The organism is Mycobacterium sp. E2699 (genome assembly GCF_001666745.1).
Lineage (GTDB): Bacteria > Actinomycetota > Actinomycetes > Mycobacteriales > Mycobacteriaceae > Mycobacterium.
Map to the genome: position 1 here is coordinate 153,051 of NZ_LZJH01000065.1, position 16,632 is coordinate 169,682.

Genomic DNA, 16,632 nt, shown 5'->3' on the forward strand with positions numbered 1-16,632 from the left:
GCTCATCCCAGGGTCGCCTTTCGTCCTACCAGGGTCATGCCGCGGGTCGCGATCGCGGCCACCACGTCCACCAACAGCTGTCGTTCGGTGACTTTGATGCGCTCATGCAGGGTCTCTTCGTCGTCGCCGTCGAGCACCGGAACGGATTGCTGCGCCAGGATCGGCCCGGTGTCCGTACCGGCATCTACCAGGTGCACCGTACAGCCCGTGACCTTGACGCCGTAGGCCAACGCGTCGGCCACCCCGTGCGCGCCGGGGAACGCGGGCAGCAGCGCCGGATGAGTGTTGACGATGCGCCCGTCGAAGCGTGAGAGGAATTGCGGCCCAAGTATTTTCATGAACCCCGCCGACACCACCAGGTCGGGCTCATGGGCGGCGGCGGCCTCGGTGATGGCGGCGTCCCAGGCGTGGCGGTCGGGGTGATCGGCCAGCCGGACGGTGAAGGTGGGCACCGACGCCGCCGCGGCGATCTCGATGGCGGGGCAGTCGCGATCGGTGCCGAGGGCGACCACGCGGGCCGGGTAATCACCGGCGGCGGCGTGGATCAGTGCGGCCAGCAGCGAGCCGGTGCCCGATGCCAGCACCACCACCCGCGCCGGCGCACTGGGGGGCACGTGAAGCGGTGGCTGCACAACGGCGAGCCTAGTCTGGCGACGATGCGCGCCGAGACTGCGGCCAGCGCGTTACCGTCCGGCGTGTCGGCGCGCTCAGCGCAGGCTCGGCGACTCGGGCGGCGGGGTGTCCTCGTCGCCCGCTTCCCCGGCGCCGGCTTCGTCGCCCGCGGCGGCCTCTTCGTCGCCCGCGGCGGCTTCGTCGGCGGATTCTTCGGCCGGCTCTTCGAAAAGCCCCGCGAAGTCCGCCGGTTCGTCGGCCTCGGCCTTGGGCCGCCTGGGTCTTCGGAGTCGCACCGGGCGAATCCCGCCGGCCATCACGACCGTGATCCCGCCGACGACCGCGAACCAGAAGAACACACCGCCCAGCAAGGTCCCCTGGTCGACGCCGACGTCACCGAAGTTGCCGAGCCGGCCGCTCCCGCCGTAGGCGAGCAGCGACATCGCCAGCGCGCCGACCGCGGCGGCGACCAGCAGTTTGGCCGTCGCCGGCAGCAGCGGCAGCGCGCGCCGGGCGCATTGCTGCCCCACCGCGACACCAGACGAGGCGCCGACGATGAGCAGCGCGACCCACACCGGTCCCAGCGGCGGCGTGGGCAGCGCGGCCAGGATCGGCAGTGCGGGGATGTCGCCGCCGAAAACGGTGAACGGACTGAACGTCGCGAACCCGAGGTGGGCGCTGGATCCGACGGCCACCGCCGACGTGCCGACGATGACGTTGGGCGCGTACAACACGGACAGCACGGTGAGGCTGAACTGGCCGAAGATCGAATCGGTGATGCCGTAGAGCTCCTGCATCGTCGCCCAGTGCACGACAAGAGACCCCGCGGTCACCAGCCCGGAGAGCCCGACCAGCGCCAGCACACCGGCCACCGCGGCGCGCAGCGAATCACCGAGCCAATCGGGCAGCGCCGACGCCGCCAGCGCCCGCCTGCCCACCCGCGACCACACACCGATCCCGGCGCCGAGGGCGTGCACCACCAGGACGCTCGCGAACGCGCGCAGCGCGCTGGGCGTCTGCAGCTCGGTGATCACCGACGACGCGTCGTGGATGACCGCCAGCGCGATCGCCGCCATCAGCAGGGGGCCGCCCAGCGCCGATGCGACCACCCAGCGGACCACCAGCCACGACGACCGCGGCGAGGTGGCCCGCGCGCTGCTACGCGCGGTGCCCCAGACCATCAACAGGACCGGCAGCAGCGGCAGCACGCCCAGTTCGCGGCCACCGATCGAGATGGGCACCTGGTGCACCGCCAGCCACATGCTGGCGATGGCCCCCAACGCGCCGGTCATGTCGCTGTTGGCGATCAGCAACTGCAGCAAGGTGACCGCGGCGATGACGCCCAATGCCACCACGGACGGGCCGAATGCCACCCGGACGAGGTCGCGCGCCTGGCGAGCGCCAGCGCTGTCCTCGCGTTCTGACACCCTGTTCACTCTTGGCGCACGTGCCCGACTACGCGCGAGAGCGCACGGTTAGGCGGGCGCCGGCCCAGACGGTGACGACGGCGACTGCTGCTGCTCCTGGCCGTGGGACGACTGGCCCCCGGTGTTGACGGACTGGTCGGCCGAACCCGAACCGGCCTGCGACTCCGCGCCACTGGCGGCCGAGGAGGGCGGCGGGCTGAAACTGGGAAAGCCGGTGGGCGGCGTCGACGGCCCGTTCTGGTGTGCGCCCGGCTGCGGCTGAGCGCCGAATCCACCGGTGGACGTCGGGATCGCGGCCTGCGTCGGAGCCTGGCTCTGGCTGGACGGGTAACCGCCGTACTGAGAGCCGTACGACGACGGCTGCGGCGTCTCCTGCGGGTTGTGGGACTGATGTCCCGCGTGCGGCTGGGCACTCGGCTGACCGTAGTACGAGGGCTGCTGCCCGTACTGCCCGTACTGGCCGTATTGCCCATACTGGCCGTACTGCGCGTACGGGTCGTACTTGGGCCGCGGGGTGGGGGCGGTGATCACGCCCGAGTCGAGCAGCAACGCGCCGATGGCGGCGAGGGCCTGGAAAATGCTGCAGCCCACCAACGGCCACATCGCCCAGCCGATGCCGAATCCGGCGGGTGTGTTGACGGTTTCGGTGATGGCCAGCAGCGCGCCCAGCACCGCGACCACGGCGACGATTGCCACATAGCTTTTGGCCTTGGGCAGCAGGCTGACCGCGGCCAGCAGGGCGGCCAGCAGCGCGACGATGACCGCGGTGCCGGCGTCACCGGCGCGTCCACCGCCGGGACCGAGGTCGGCGCTGATGACGAACGTCGGCCCGAAATTCAGCAGATAGACCGCGAGGCCGAGGATCACCACGGCGACGTTCAAGGCCAGCGGAAGCTTGCTCTCGCCGTCGTCGGTCTTGGCGAACGACGGTGTGGCGCCTGCGTAGGAGCCGCCGGGTTGCGCGGGTTGATATCCGGGGCTACCGGGCGAGTAGGTCATGACTCCTCCTGTGGCTCGTGGGCGGCGCCACATTGCAGTGCGACGCTGTGCTTCCAGGCGCACCACTTCGACGAACACCTTCCCCATGTTGCGTTGCGGCGCGATCGATCAACCACGCTAGCGCACCTTCGGGTCGCCGTGCCGGAGCCACCGGCCGGTCGGCCCAGCGGCGCCGCTTGCCGAGCGCAGGTAGAACACGTTCTAATTCTGTGCATGGATTACGGCCTTGTGCTTTTCACCAGCGATCGCGGCATCACCCCGGCGGCGGCGGCGAAGCTCGCCGACGACCACGGCTTCCAGACGTTCTACGTGCCAGAGCACACCCACATCCCGGTCAAGCGCGAGGCGGCCCACCCCACCACCGGCGACGCGTCGTTGCCGGACGACCGCTACATGCGCACGCTGGACCCGTGGGTGAGCCTGGGCGCCGCATGCGCGGTCACCTCGCGGGTGCGCCTCTCGACCGCGGTGGCGCTGCCCGTCGAGCACGACCCGATCACGTTGGCGAAAAGCATTGCCACGCTTGACCACCTGTCCGGGGGCCGGGTGAGCCTGGGCGTCGGCTTCGGATGGAACACCGACGAGCTCGCCGACCACGGGGTGCCGGCGGGGCGGCGACGCACAATGTTGCGCGAGTACATCGAGGCGATGCGCGCGCTGTGGACCGAGGAGGAAGCCGCCTACGACGGCGAGTTCGTCAAGTTCGGGCCCAGCTGGGCCTGGCCGAAGCCGGTGCAGTCACACATCCCGGTGCTGGTCGGCGCCGCCGGCAACGAGAAGAACTTCAAGTGGATCGCCCGCAGCGCCGACGGCTGGATCACCACCCCGCGCGACTTCGACATCGACGAGCCGGTCAAGTTGCTGCAGGACACCTGGGCGGCCGCCGGCCGCGACGGGGCCCCGCAGATCGTCGCGCTGGACTTCAAGCCGATCCCCGAGAAGCTGGCGCGCTGGGCCGAGCTCGGCGTGACAGAAGTGCTGTTCGGCCTGCCCGACCGCCCCGACGACGAGGTCGCCGCCTACGTCGAGCGGCTGGCCGGCAAGCTGGCCGCCGCCGTCTGAGCGCGAGCAGACACAAACGCCCCTCGACACGCCCTGCGACGGGAGCTTTTGCGTCTGGTCGGCCTAGAGACAGCAGCGATTGCCGTAGTCGAAGGAGCGCACCCGGACCGCCTGCCCGAGGGGATCGCCCTCGATCAGCAGCGCGATCAGTTCGTCGTCTTCGGTGGTCGACAGGAACCGACTGCCGTCGTCGAGCCGGCCGATGACGATGCCGGTCGGGCGACCGTCGTCGCGCCGCACCGTATAGGTCTCGACGGTGCCGCACCCGTCGGCGGCTTCGACCACCGCCTGGGTGGGCAGGCCCGCGACCTGCGACTGCAGCCGCGCGTTGCGATCCGGCGTCCATTCCACCGGGGTCGTGGAGTACACCCCGACGGAGTACTTGCTCAGGATGCCGCCGTTGGCGCCCACAAGCCCGAATTGACCTGGCATGCTTCGCATTTGAACGATCGTCTCGGCGACCGCGTGCATCGAGTAGTTGTTGCCGGCGCCGCCGAAGAACGGTAGCCCCCCGGTCAGCGTGAGCCCGCGCGGGTCGTCGGGCGCGATCCCCATGCCGTCGCAGATGTTGAACACGGGGACGGGAAAGCAGCTGTAGAGGTCGAAGGTGGCGACGTCGTCGACGCCGATGCCGGCCATGCCCAGCGCCTCGCGCACCGCCATGACGGCCGACGGCGCGTGCCCGAGATCCGGGCGCTCAAGCAGCGGCTGCTCTTCGAGGTCGGCGTGCCCGTGCAGGTACACCCAGTTCTCTTCGGGCACCCCGAGGCGCCGCGCGGCCTCGACCGACATCAGTAGCGCGGCGGCGAACGGGTTGCTGGCGGCGATCTTGGTGAAGGGCGCGAACAGCTCGCCCATCCGGCGTCGATACTGGGCGGGCCCCAGCCCGGTGCCGGCCCGCCGGGCGTTCTCCAGCAGCCCGTATTGGATCGGCGCGCTGGTCAGGCCGTGGATGACGGTGTAGCGCGAGATGAGTTTCTCGATGCCGGTGCCGCGGTCCTCCAGGTCACCGTCGACAGTCTCGGTGAAGTCCGGCTTGTCGTCCGCCTTCGCGAAGCGCCGGAGCGTCGAGGTCGCGTCCGACCCGAAGATCAGGGCCACCCGCGACCCGCCGGCGGCGATCTCCGCTGCCAGCTCGCTGATCAGATGCTGCGGCCCCTGGCCGCCCACGATCTCGAGGATCGCGCGCGCCGGCTCGGCCCCGACCCGCTTGGCCACCGAGCGCGGATAGTTGTTCGACCGCCCGAGCACGGCTGAAGCGACCGGCCCGGAGATCTCGAACTGCCTCACGCCGGCCACGGTGTCGACGGCCGCGGCCACCGACCCGGCGTCGGCTCCGCAGTCGGCCAGGGCCGCCGATGCGGCAGCGGCGGCCAACTCCACGGGCGACATCGCCCGGTAACCGGGGTCGTCGATGCGCTCGGCGGCCTGCCCGACGCCGACGACGACGGGCGTGCGCGGATCAAGATTCATAGCTCAACTATCTACCGCAGCGGAACTGCGGCCCCGCCACCGGGTCCCGGTCGAAGGCCGGCGGCCGCTACAGCGCCTTGAGAATCTCCCGCGCCAGCGCCGCCGTCTCCGACGGGGTCTTGCCCACCTTGACGCCGGCCGCCTCCAGGGCCTCCTTCTTGGCGGCGGCGGTGCCCGACGAGCCGGACACGATCGCGCCCGCGTGGCCCATCGTCTTGCCCTCGGGCGCGGTGAATCCCGCGACGTAGCCGACGACCGGCTTGGAGACGTGCGCTTTGATGTAGTCGGCGGCGCGCTCCTCGGCGTCGCCGCCGATCTCGCCGATCATCACGATGACCTTGGTGTCGGGGTCCTTCTCGAAGGCCTCGATGGCGTCGATGTGGGTGGTCCCGATCACCGGGTCGCCGCCGATGCCGATGGACGTCGAGAACCCGAAATCACGCAGCTCGTACATCATCTGGTAGGTCAGCGTGCCCGACTTGGACACCAGCCCGACGGGTCCCGAACCGGTGATGTTGGCGGGGGTGATGCCCACCAGCGCCTCGCCCGGGGTGATGATGCCGGGGCAGTTCGGGCCGATGATGCGGGTCTTGGCGCCCTTCTCCAGGTTGTAGGCCCACGCAAAGGCGGTGTCCTGCACCGGGATTCCCTCGGTGATGACCACCAGCAGCGGGATCTCGGCGTCGACGGCCTCGATGATGGCGTCCTTGGCGAACTTCGGCGGGACGAAGATGATCGACACGTCGGCGCCGGTCTCTTTCATCGCCTCGGCGACACCGCCGAACACCGGCAGCTTGACGATCCGGCCGCCCTTGTCCTCGTGCGTGACGGTGGTGCCCGCCTTGCGCGCGTTCACGCCGCCGACAATCTGGGTGCCCGCCTTGAGCATTCGCGCGGTGTGGACGGTGGCCTCGCTGCCGGTGATGCCCTGGACGATGACCTTGTTGTCCTTGTTCAGGAAGATCGACATGGTTCCAAGTCCTTTCTAGGCGCTCGCCAACTCGGCGGCCTTGTCAGCGGCCTCGTCCATCGTGGGCACCAGCGTCACCAGCGGATGGTTGGCCTCGGTCAGGATGCGACGGCCCTCCTCGACGTTGTTGCCGTCCAGGCGCACCACCAGCGGCTTATTCGCCTCGCCGCCAAGGATTTCCAGCGCCTTGACGATGCCCGTGGCCACCGCGTCGCAGGAGGTGATGCCGCCGAAGACGTTGACGAAGACGCTCTTGACCTGCTGGTCGCCCAGGACCACGTCCAGCCCGGCGGCCATCACCTCGGCCGAGGCGCCGCCGCCGATGTCCAGGAAGTTGGCCGGCTTGACTCCCCCGTGCTTCTCCCCGGCGTAGGCGACGACGTCGAGGGTCGACATCACCAGGCCCGCGCCGTTGCCGATGATGCCGACCTGGCCGTCCAGCTTGACGTAGTTGAGGTGGTGTTCCTTGGCCTTGAGCTCCAGCGGGTCGGTGGCCTCGCGGTCCTCGAACTCCGTGTGATCGGGGTGGCGGAAGTCGGCGTTGGCGTCGAGCGTGACCTTGCCGTCCAGTGCCAGGATCCGGTCGTCCGGGGTGCGCACCAGTGGGTTGACCTCCACCAGCGTCGCGTCCTCGGCGACGAACAGCTCCCACAGCTTGGAGATGGTGACCGCGGCGGCGTCGAGCACCTCGGCCGGCAGGTGGCCCTGCTCGGCGATGGAACGGGCGGTCGCGACGTCCACCCCCTTGACGGCGCTCACCGGCACCTTGGCGAGCCGCTCGGGCTTGGTGGCGGCGACCTCCTCGATCTCCATGCCGCCCTCGACCGAGCACATCGCCAGGTAGGTGCGGTTGGCGCGGTCGAGCAGGAAGGATATGTAGTACTCCTCGGCGATGTCGCTGGCCTCGGCGACCAGCAGCTTCTTCACGATGTGGCCCTTGATGTCCAGGCCGAGGATGTTCTTGGCGTGCTCGTAGGCGTCCTCGGGCGTCGCGGCGAATTTGACGCCGCCGGCCTTGCCCCGGCCGCCGACCTTGACCTGGGCTTTGACCATCACCGGGCGGCCGATCTCGTCGGCGATGGCCCGAGCACCCTCGGCGGTGTCGGTCACCCGCCCGGGCGTGCTCGGTACGTTGTGCTTGGCGAACAATTCTTTTGCTTGATACTCGAAAAGGTCCATGGGCTCACTGTCTTCGCTCGACTTGCTGCTAGGCCTGTACGTGGGTCCCTCAACGGGGACAGCCGGAATCGGCGACTCGCACGGTGGCACTGTATCCACCCGCCGAACGCGTGCTAGCGTCGCGTCCGCCGTTGTGGCGCAGCTCACGGCATATCGATACTTCGCCGAAGTGATGCGAATCACAATATCCGCCGGGTTCTCGGCCCGAGGTTGCAAGCCCCGTCGGTTAGCGGATACCTTCCTAGGGTCCAGATAACGTTATGGTCACGATACGAGGACATTTCAGCTTGTCCCAGCACCGTTTGACTCGTCCTTCTGCCGAAACAACAGGCGTGGTGAGGGTAGGTCGCGCAGCAGGCGGCCGGTGGACCGAGGCTCACCGCAACGAAGTCACCGAGATACTCCCGCTCGACGGATTCGACTTCGACGACCTGGATTTCGCCGACGAGTCCGGCGACCTCGAGGGCCTGGACTTCAGCAACGACTCCGCCTTCGACAACGGGGCCCGCGTCCTGCTCGCTCCCGAGCTCGACGACCTGCACGACGCGAGCGATCCGAGTCCGCTGCTGCTGGCGGCCCCCGCCGCCGTGCCGGTACCGGCACGGTTCGAGTCGTCCACCACCGAGCCGCACCGGCCCAACCACGCCGACATCACCGACGTCATCCCGGCGATACGCCGCGGTGGGCAGCACCGTAAGCAGCCGACCAGCGCCGCCCGTGGGCGTCTGCTCATCTCGGCGATGGCCGCGGGTGCCGCGGCCGCCGCGGCCCACACCGCGACCAGCCACGCCGACACACCCAAGACGGAGGCCGTGCTGACCGCCAACGCGTCTGCGCTTTCCGGCGGGGCGGGCGGCAACACGATCCGCGGCGCCCAGGTGGTCGCGGTCCAGCCCGCGGCGAATGCCGCGGTCCACAATGAGGAACTCGCCAAAGGCGTGGCCTTCGCCAACGACCGCGCCCAGCGCGAGGCTCGGCTACAGCAGCCGCTTTACGTCATGCCGACGAAGGGGATCTTTACCTCCAACTTCGGCTACCGCTGGGGCGTGCTGCACGCCGGCATCGACCTCGCCAACTCGATCGGCACGCCGATCTACGCGGTGTCCGACGGCGTCGTCATCGACGCCGGCCCGGCCGCCGGCTATGGCGCGCTGGTCAAGCTGCGCCACGCCGACGGCACGGTCACGCTCTACGGCCACGTCAACACGACGCTGGTCAGCGTCGGCCAGCGCGTGATGGCCGGTGACCAGATCGCCACCATGGGCAACCGCGGCAATTCCACCGGGCCCCACCTGCACTTTGAGGTGCTGCTGGGCGGCACCGAAAGGATTGACCCAGTCCCATGGCTTGCAAAGCGGGGTCTTAACGTCGGCGGCTACGCTGGCTGAGGTGACCGCGCCGAACGACCCCGCTGCACCAGCGCCGACACCCGAGGCCAGCGCACCGCCCTCCGAATCACAGACGCGGATCATCCGGCGGGCACCGACCGGGCCGATGCCCGTGGTGCCGGAGTCCCCGACCACCCAGATTCCGCGGGCTTCCGCCTCGGATCAGGGTGCCCCTTCCGCGGTACGACGAGGTTTTCCGGGCCACGAGCCGAGCGGCCGGACCGCCGTCGCCGCCGCCGCCGTCACCATCGTCAGCGGATGGGCGACGTCGGTGGTGGCCACCGACCTGATCGGGGGGTGGTGGCGGACCGACCGCCTGTTCTGCATCGCGGTCGCCTTCCTCGCGCTGGTGTTCGCGATCACCACGGTTTCCGGGGTCATTCTGCTGCTGCGGCGCCGGCCGCTCGGGCGTTACCTGATCGCGGCCGGCGCGGTGGTCGCGGTGCTGACCTACGGCGGCGTGTTCATCGCGGGCGCGCGGGTGGCGTGGATCGTCTACTTCCTGTGGCTGCTGCCGGTGGCCAGCGTGGCGCTGACGTTTCATCCCCAAACCAGACGCTGGCTGCAGGGGTACTGACTTTCTCCGCGCCGTTGTCCGCCGAACGTGTTGTGGTGCTGGGGAATCGGCGAAAATCTCGCCCTGACGTCACGTTCGGTGCGTCAGAGCTTGCTGACCGGGGCGTGGTTGTGCATCAGCTTCACCCGTCCCGCGCTGCCGAAGTCGATGAGCGACATGGCCGATTCGCCGACGCCTGACACCTCCTCGACCCGACCGAGGCCGTATTTGTCGTGGGTCACCCGGTCGCCGGGTTGCAGCACCAGCAGCGGCCGTTTGCTCGCCCCGGAGCGGGTCGGCGACGGACGCGGCGCGCCGAACCGCCCGGCGCCGCTGACCGGGGCGCTGAACGACGGGGTGGGCGCGCTGCGGCGCCAGTCGATGAGCTCCTGCGGGATCTCGCGCAGGAAGCGCGATTCGGGGTTCAGCATCGGCTGCCCCCAGGACGACCGCACGATGGCCCGGCTCACATACAGCCGCTGGCGGGCCCGCGTGATGCCGACGTAGGCCAGCCGCCGCTCTTCGGACAGCTCCGTCGGGTCGTCCAGGGACCGCATGTGGGGGAACATCCCGTCCTCCCAGCCGGTGACGAACACCACCGGAAACTCCAACCCCTTCGCCGTGTGCAGCGTCATCAGCGTGACCAGACCGGCGCCCTGCTCGGGGATCTCGTCGGCGTCCGCGACCAGGGACACCCGCTCCAAAAAGGCCGCCAGCGCGCCGGTGTCCGGCACGTCCTCGTCCTCGGGGGCGTCCAGCGACTCGTCCAGCGCGGCGGCGTTCGCCTGATCGGTGCTGAATTCGTGTGCGACGCTGACCAATTCGTTCAGGTTGTCGAGCCGGGCCAGCTCCTGCGGATCGGTGGAGGACTCCAGCTCGGCGCGGTATCCGGTGCGTTCGAGCACCAACTCGACCAGGTCGCCGAGGTCGTCGTCGAGGTGACCCCGCAGGTCGTCCAGCAGCTCGACGAACCCCGCGATCGCCTTCTCCGCGCGGGTGTTCAGCATCGGCACCTTGCCCTCGGCGGCGGCCACCAGCGCGTCGGCGAAGCTGGCGCCGGTGTTCTCGGCGTACACCGCCACACATGCCTCGGCGCGATCCCCGATGCCCCGACGCGGCGTGTTGAGGATGCGCCGCATGCTGACCGCGTCACCGGGATTGTCCAGCACCCGCAGGTAGGCGACGATGTCGCGGATCTCCTTGCGCTCGTAGAAGCGAACTCCCCCAACGACTTTGTATGGGATGCCGGCGCGGATGAACACCTCTTCCAACGACCGCGACGAGTTGTTGGTGCGGTAGAACACGGCCACGTCGTTGTAGGTGATCTCGCCGCGCTCGGCGAGCGCGTCGATCTCCTCGGCCACGAACCTGGCCTCGTCGTGCTCGTTGTCGGCGACGTAGCCGACGATCAGCTCACCGGCGCCGGCGTCGGTCCACAGCCGTTTCTCCCGGCGTCCGGTGTTCCGGGCGATCACCGAGTTGGCGGCCGACAGGATGTTCTGCGTCGAGCGGTAATTCTGTTCCAGCAGAATGGTTCTCGCGTCGGGATAGTCGCGCTCGAAGTCCTCGATGTTGCGGATGGTGGCGCCGCGGAACGCATAGATTGACTGATCGGCGTCGCCGACCACGCACAGTTCCGCCGGCGGTACGTCGTCCTCGGTCTCGGTGCCCACCAACTCCCGCACCAATACGTACTGGGCGTGGTTGGTGTCCTGGTACTCGTCGACCAGCAGGTGCCGGAATCGCCGCCGGTAGTACTGCGCGATCTGCGGGAACGTCTGCAGCACCGCAACGGTCTCCCCGATCAGGTCGTCGAAGTCCAGCGCGTTGGCCGCCCGCAGCCTCCGCTGGTATTCGCCGTAGACCGACGCCACCGTGCGGCTCAACTCGTCGGACGCGTCGGACAGGCTGGCCAGGGCCTCGTCGGGGTCGATCAGCTCGTTCTTCAGGTTGGAGATGGCGTTGGCCAGCAGACGCGGCGAGTAGCGCTTGATGTCCAGCCCCATGTCGCGCCCGATCATCTGCAGGAGCCGCCGCGAATCGTCGGCGTCGTAGATCGAGAAGTTGGAGTTGAGCCCCTCGATCAGCGACGCCTGGTTGCGCAAGATGCGCACACACGTCGAGTGGAACGTGGACACCCACATCGCGCGGGCGCGGTTACCCACCAGCCGCACCACGCGTTCGCGCATCTCCGCGGCGGCCTTGTTGGTGAAGGTGATGGCCAGGATCTGACCGACCCCGACCCCGCGCGCCGCGATCAGGTAGGCGATCCGCCGTGTCAGGACCGCCGTCTTACCCGAGCCCGCCCCCGCGACGATCAGCAGCGGCGAGCCCTCGTGCACCACCGCTTGGCGCTGCTGGGGGTTGAGCCCATCGAGCAGCTCGTCGGCTTCGGTGGCGGAGTTGGCTTCGGTATTGCTGGTCACGTGCACGCTCATGTCGGTCCAAATCTACCGCCGCCGACCGACTACCTCGCTGGCCAGGCCGTCCGGCGCGCCGGAGACCGGGACGCAGCCCCGTGGGGCCGATCCGGTCGATATTTTTGCGCCGCCGCAGTCGTTAGTGGCACACTCAGTTGGTGCTCAACGTGCAGCTTCGGCTCCCTGCCCGCGTGTCGCAGCGCCGATTTTTCTATGGGTACCGGCCAGCGGTGCCCGTGGTCTAGCTGCTTTCGCAGAGCCCCGTGGTCCGCTTCCGGATTCGGGGCTCGTCTCTTTTGTGAGGCCCGATAACGGATGAGACCAGAACCCCCACATCAAGAGAACGCGGAGTTGGTTGAGATGAACACAGAGACGGCAGAGACCACCGACATCGAACAGTTGCGCCAGGAGATCGACCGGTTGGACGCCGAGATCCTCGCCGCGGTGAAGCGGCGCGCCGAGGTGTCCCAGGCGATCGGCAAGGTGCGCATGGCGTCCGGCGGCACCCGGCTGGTGCACAGCCGCGAAATGAAGGTCATCGAACGCTACAGCGAGCTCGGTCCCGAGGGTAAGGATCTGGCGATGCTGCTGCTGCGGCTGGGCCGCGGCCGCCTCGGCCACTGACGGCGCCCGCGCTGGCCTGGCGCGGCGCTGTCGGACCGCTGGCCCGACGGTGACGCCCGCAGCGCCCGGCTACGCCGCGCTTGCGACCGTCTGGCCCGACGGTGACGCCCGCAGCGCCCGGCTACGCCGCGCTTGCGACCGTCACTAGGCCAGATCGTGACGGCCCGCAGCGCCCGGCTACGCCGCGCTTGCGACCGTCACTAGGGTCGAACTCATGACATCCGTGCACACCATCCCCGACATCACCGCCACCCCGGCGTGGGACGCCCTGCGCAGTCATCACGAACAAATCGGCCAGACCCATCTGCGCCAGTTCTTCGACGACGACCCCGATCGCGGCCGCGAGCTGACCGTCACCGTCGGCGACCTCTACATCGACTACAGCAAACACCGCGTCACCCGAGAGACGCTGCGGCTGCTGATCGACTTGGCCCGCACGGCTAACCTCGAAGAGCGCCGCGACCAGATGTTCTCCGGGGCGCACATCAACACCTCCGAGGACCGCGCCGTGTTGCACACCGCGCTGCGGCTGCCCCGCGACGCCGAGCTCGTGGTCGACGGCCAGAACGTCGTCGCGGACGTGCACGAGGTGCTGGACAGGATGGGCGACTTCACCGACCGGTTACGCAGCGGTGAATGGACCGGGGCCACCCGGAAAAGAATCAGCACGGTCGTCAACATCGGCATCGGTGGGTCGGATCTCGGGCCGGTGATGGTGTACCAGGCACTGCGCCACTACGCCGACGCGGGGATTTCGGCGCGGTTCGTCTCCAACGTCGACCCCACCGACCTGACCGCAAAGCTGGCCGACTTGGACCCGGCCACAACGCTTTTCATCGTCGCGTCGAAGACCTTCTCCACGCTGGAGACGCTGACCAACGCGACCGCCGCGCGCCGCTGGCTGACCGACGCGCTCGGCGACGCCGCGGTGGCCAAGCACTTCGTCGCGGTGTCCACCAACAAACGGCTGGTCGACGACTTCGGCATCAACACCGACAACATGTTCGGGTTCTGGGACTGGGTCGGCGGCCGTTATTCGGTTGATTCCGCGATCGGCCTGTCGGTGATGGCCGCCATCGGCAAGGAGGCCTTCGCCGACTTTCTCTCCGGATTCCACATCGTCGACCGGCATTTCAAGACGGCCCCACTGGAGTCCAACGCGCCCGTCCTGCTCGGCCTGATCGGGCTGTGGTACTCCAACTTCATGGGCGCGCAGTCGCGCGCCGTGCTGCCCTACTCCAACGACCTGTCGCGCTTCGCGGCATACCTGCAGCAGCTCACGATGGAATCCAACGGCAAGTCCACCCGGGCCGACGGCACACCCGTCACCACCGACACCGGCGAAATCTTCTGGGGCGAACCGGGAACCAACGGCCAGCACGCCTTCTACCAATTGCTGCACCAGGGCACCCGGCTGGTGCCGGCCGATTTCATCGGCTTCAGCCAACCCGTCGACGACCTCGCCACCGCCGACGGCACCGGCAGCATGCACGACCTGTTGATGAGCAACTTCTTCGCCCAGACCCAGGTGCTGGCGTTCGGCAAGACCGCCGAGGAGATCGCCGCGGAGGGGACGCCGGCCGACGTGGTGCCGCACAAGGTGATGCCCGGCAACCGGCCGTCCACCTCGATCCTGGCCGACCGGCTCACGCCGTCGGTGCTCGGCCAGCTGATCGCCCTCTACGAGCACCAGGTCTTCACCGAGGGCGTGATCTGGGGCATCGACTCCTTCGACCAGTGGGGCGTGGAGCTGGGCAAGACGCAGGCCAAGGCGCTGCTTCCGGTGATCACCGGCGACGCCTCGCCCGCGCCGCAGTCGGACAGCTCGACCGACGCGCTGGTGCGTCGCTACCGGGCCGAAAGGGGCCGCGCCGGCTGACATTTCGCGGACCCGGCGCACTCATCGGGTCGCGACGACCAGCTCGGAACCGAACCGTCGCACGAATGTACGCAGCCGTTCCACGGTCGCGGTCTGCGGATCGCTGAGGTGCAGCTGCAGCAGTTCGCGACCGGCGGCATGCAAGACCCGCGCGGTGTATTCGGGATCGTGCAGGCGGGGATTGAGGCGCAGCAGTTCACGGACGAAGAAGTCGAGCACGACGGCCTGAGATTGAGCCAGGCGCGCATACAACTCCGGCGGAGCGCCCTGCGGCGGGAACAGGAACAGCCGCCAGGTGGCCGGGTGGGCATCGACGGCGGCCAGCACCCCGTCGAACGCGAGCACAAGAGCGTCCGCGGCGGCATCCAGCCCCGAAATCGCTTCGGCGAACTGGGCTCCCGCCCGCGCCGCCTCGCGGTCGATCAGCTCGACGAACAGCCCCGCCAGGTCGCCGAACTTCTGATAGATCAACGACCGATTGATGCCGGCCTGCTGTGCGATGCGGTTCGGCGTCGCCGCGTGGAAGCCCTCCGCATCGACGATCGCGTGTGTGACGTCGAGGATCTGCTCGCGCCGCCCCTCGGCGGTCATGCGCCGCCTGGGATGGGACGGCATCGACGGCAATGACACACCCACGCTTGACAGCATAACTAACAGCTTGTGAGTATTACTCACCAACTGTTAGTTAGCGGAAGGCGGCTTGTGACCTCCAAGGCCACGTACTATCCCGAACTCGCGCGACGCGTCCGCAGCCAGCGCGATCTGCAGCCCGACCTCTACGGCGACTTCGACTTCGACCGGCCGCCGGATCGCCTGGCCACCGAGCCGGGCGTCGATTCCGCCCTGCCGCCCTGGGTCGCCGACCGCGCCGCGATCCTGGACGACGACCGCGTCCTCGAATTGATCAGCACGGCAACGCTGCTCGGCGACGTCGTCGCCGATCCCTATGCGGCACTGATGAACACCCACAGCGTCACGCACCTGATCGACATGCTCAAAAGGGCCTGCCGCGACGGGGTCGAGGCCGTCCCCGACGCGCCACCCGAACTCGTCGCGTTCATCGCCGCCATGGAGGCCACGCCGGAGTGGATCGACTTCGACCTGGTACGCGAGGGCGCTCGCCAGGAGCGGATTCCCGCGGCGCTGCTGGCCCCCTTCATCACTCGCGGCGCCTTCATCGCGACCTTCACCAACACCTACGCCGCGCTGCCGATGGCGCTGACCGGCGCCCTTTCGGGCAAGCGGGCCGCCCGGCGGGTCAACGAGACGGCCAGCTTCTTCGCCGTCACCACGCTGCCCGGGGCGCTGGACCGGTACGGCCCCGGCTTCGAGGCCGCCGCCATGGTCCGGCTGATGCACTCGATGGTCCGCTACAACGCGCTGAAGAAGTCCGACAAGTGGGACACCGCCGTCTACGGCATGCCGGTGCCGCAGGTCGACCAGATGCCAGCGGGAATGATCGGCCAATACCTGTTGGCACGCAAGGCGCGTCGGCAAGGCCGGTCGAAGTTCACCAAGGAAGAACGTGCCGTCATCGAATTCGCCCGGTACCGCTGCTTTCTGCTCGGCCTGCCCGAGGAACTGCTACCCGCGGAACCCGCCGACATCATGCACGTCATGCACGCGCGCTCCGCACTGCTGCGCCACGGATTCGACAGCATCTGCCAAGAACTCGTCCGCGGCACCATGGCGGCCTACCTGCGCCCCGACACCACCCTGTTCGACCGGTGCGCCGAAGCCGTCGAAAAGAGTTTCAGCAAGCTCACTTTCGTGCGAACCTTCTGCAACGGTGACCGCGCGATCGCCGAGGCCATGGGCGTGTCGCTCGCGCCGACGGACCTGTTATGCGTCGCCCTCACCGCGCCCTTCATCCTCGGGCGTTTCAGCGCCGTGAGCCAAGCCAGCCGCATCCCGGTGCTCCGGGAGATCACCGACGCCTATGTCATCGGGCTGCTCAAGCTCCGGCTGGCGACCTACGGCAGGCCCGAATTCACCACAGACGCGGCGCATTACACGCCGGTGCCGCATTGACCTTGTGGCGAG

At 68.8% G+C, this 16,632-nt stretch carries 14 protein-coding genes; 6 read left to right on the forward strand and 8 right to left on the reverse strand.

The window, feature by feature from the left end; all coding sequences use genetic code 11:
• Positions 1 to 2 precede the first annotated feature (2 nt).
• The 3 genes from purN to A5696_RS11035 form a co-directional block, all read right to left on the reverse strand.
• Complete coding sequence (gene purN, locus A5696_RS11025; RefSeq protein ID WP_082968985.1) at positions 3 to 632, reverse strand: phosphoribosylglycinamide formyltransferase; 630 nt, start codon at positions 630 to 632, stop codon at positions 3 to 5.
• Between the two features lie 75 nt (positions 633 to 707).
• A complete protein-coding gene (locus tag A5696_RS11030) occupies positions 708 to 2,048 on the reverse strand; it encodes a DUF6350 family protein (protein WP_082968986.1) in 1,341 nt (446 codons plus the stop codon).
• Positions 2,049 to 2,087: 39 nt separating this feature from the next.
• Entirely contained in the window at positions 2,088 to 3,038 is a 951-nt protein-coding gene (locus A5696_RS11035; RefSeq protein WP_067877752.1) for a DUF5336 domain-containing protein, read from the reverse strand.
• Positions 3,039 to 3,251: 213 nt separating this feature from the next.
• Between A5696_RS11035 and A5696_RS11040 the strand changes: the two genes are divergently transcribed.
• Entirely contained in the window at positions 3,252 to 4,100 is an 849-nt protein-coding gene (locus tag A5696_RS11040) for an LLM class F420-dependent oxidoreductase (protein ID WP_067877756.1), read from the forward strand.
• A gap of 63 nt (positions 4,101 to 4,163) precedes the next feature.
• Here the strand turns inward: A5696_RS11040 and A5696_RS11045 are convergent, their stop codons facing one another.
• From A5696_RS11045 to sucC, 3 genes are all read right to left on the reverse strand, one after another.
• Positions 4,164 to 5,573: an acetyl-CoA acetyltransferase gene (locus tag A5696_RS11045; protein ID WP_067877759.1), complete on the reverse strand. Its 1,410-nt coding sequence runs from the start codon at positions 5,571 to 5,573 to the stop codon at positions 4,164 to 4,166.
• Positions 5,574 to 5,640: 67 nt separating this feature from the next.
• On the reverse strand, positions 5,641 to 6,543 hold the full coding sequence (gene sucD / locus A5696_RS11050) for a succinate--CoA ligase subunit alpha (RefSeq protein WP_067877762.1): 903 nt from the start codon (positions 6,541 to 6,543) through the stop codon (positions 5,641 to 5,643).
• Between the two features lie 15 nt (positions 6,544 to 6,558).
• A complete protein-coding gene (gene sucC, locus A5696_RS11055; protein WP_067877765.1) occupies positions 6,559 to 7,722 on the reverse strand; it encodes an ADP-forming succinate--CoA ligase subunit beta in 1,164 nt (387 codons plus the stop codon).
• Between the two features lie 335 nt (positions 7,723 to 8,057).
• On the opposite strand from sucC, the gene A5696_RS11060 reads away from it, so the two are divergent.
• Positions 8,058 to 9,110, forward strand: coding sequence for a M23 family metallopeptidase (locus A5696_RS11060; protein WP_231964288.1), 1,053 nt, complete (start codon positions 8,058 to 8,060; stop codon positions 9,108 to 9,110).
• A gap of 1 nt (position 9,111) precedes the next feature.
• Complete coding sequence (locus A5696_RS11065) at positions 9,112 to 9,687, forward strand: hypothetical protein (RefSeq protein WP_067877770.1); 576 nt, start codon at positions 9,112 to 9,114, stop codon at positions 9,685 to 9,687.
• Between the two features lie 83 nt (positions 9,688 to 9,770).
• On the opposite strand, the gene pcrA is transcribed toward A5696_RS11065, so the two are convergent.
• Complete coding sequence (gene pcrA / locus A5696_RS11070; RefSeq protein WP_067877773.1) at positions 9,771 to 12,104, reverse strand: DNA helicase PcrA; 2,334 nt, start codon at positions 12,102 to 12,104, stop codon at positions 9,771 to 9,773.
• A 297-nt stretch (positions 12,105 to 12,401) separates the two neighbouring features.
• Between pcrA and A5696_RS11075 the strand changes: the two genes are divergently transcribed.
• Both A5696_RS11075 and pgi read left to right on the forward strand, forming a co-directional pair.
• Positions 12,402 to 12,710 carry a chorismate mutase gene (locus tag A5696_RS11075; RefSeq protein WP_082956571.1) on the forward strand — a complete coding sequence of 103 codons (309 nt, stop codon included), beginning with the start codon at positions 12,402 to 12,404 and terminating at the stop codon, positions 12,708 to 12,710.
• A 214-nt stretch (positions 12,711 to 12,924) separates the two neighbouring features.
• Positions 12,925 to 14,589, forward strand: coding sequence for a glucose-6-phosphate isomerase (gene pgi / locus A5696_RS11080; RefSeq protein WP_067877779.1), 1,665 nt, complete (start codon positions 12,925 to 12,927; stop codon positions 14,587 to 14,589).
• A gap of 21 nt (positions 14,590 to 14,610) precedes the next feature.
• Here pgi and A5696_RS11085 read toward each other — a convergent pair whose 3' ends face one another.
• Positions 14,611 to 15,180 (reverse strand): TetR/AcrR family transcriptional regulator, encoded by a 570-nt coding sequence (locus A5696_RS11085; RefSeq protein WP_156738341.1) that lies wholly within the window; start codon positions 15,178 to 15,180, stop codon positions 14,611 to 14,613.
• Positions 15,181 to 15,291: 111 nt separating this feature from the next.
• Between A5696_RS11085 and A5696_RS11090 the strand changes: the two genes are divergently transcribed.
• Positions 15,292 to 16,620 (forward strand): oxygenase MpaB family protein, encoded by a 1,329-nt coding sequence (locus A5696_RS11090; protein ID WP_067877785.1) that lies wholly within the window; start codon positions 15,292 to 15,294, stop codon positions 16,618 to 16,620.
• Positions 16,621 to 16,632: the final 12 nt, after the last annotated feature.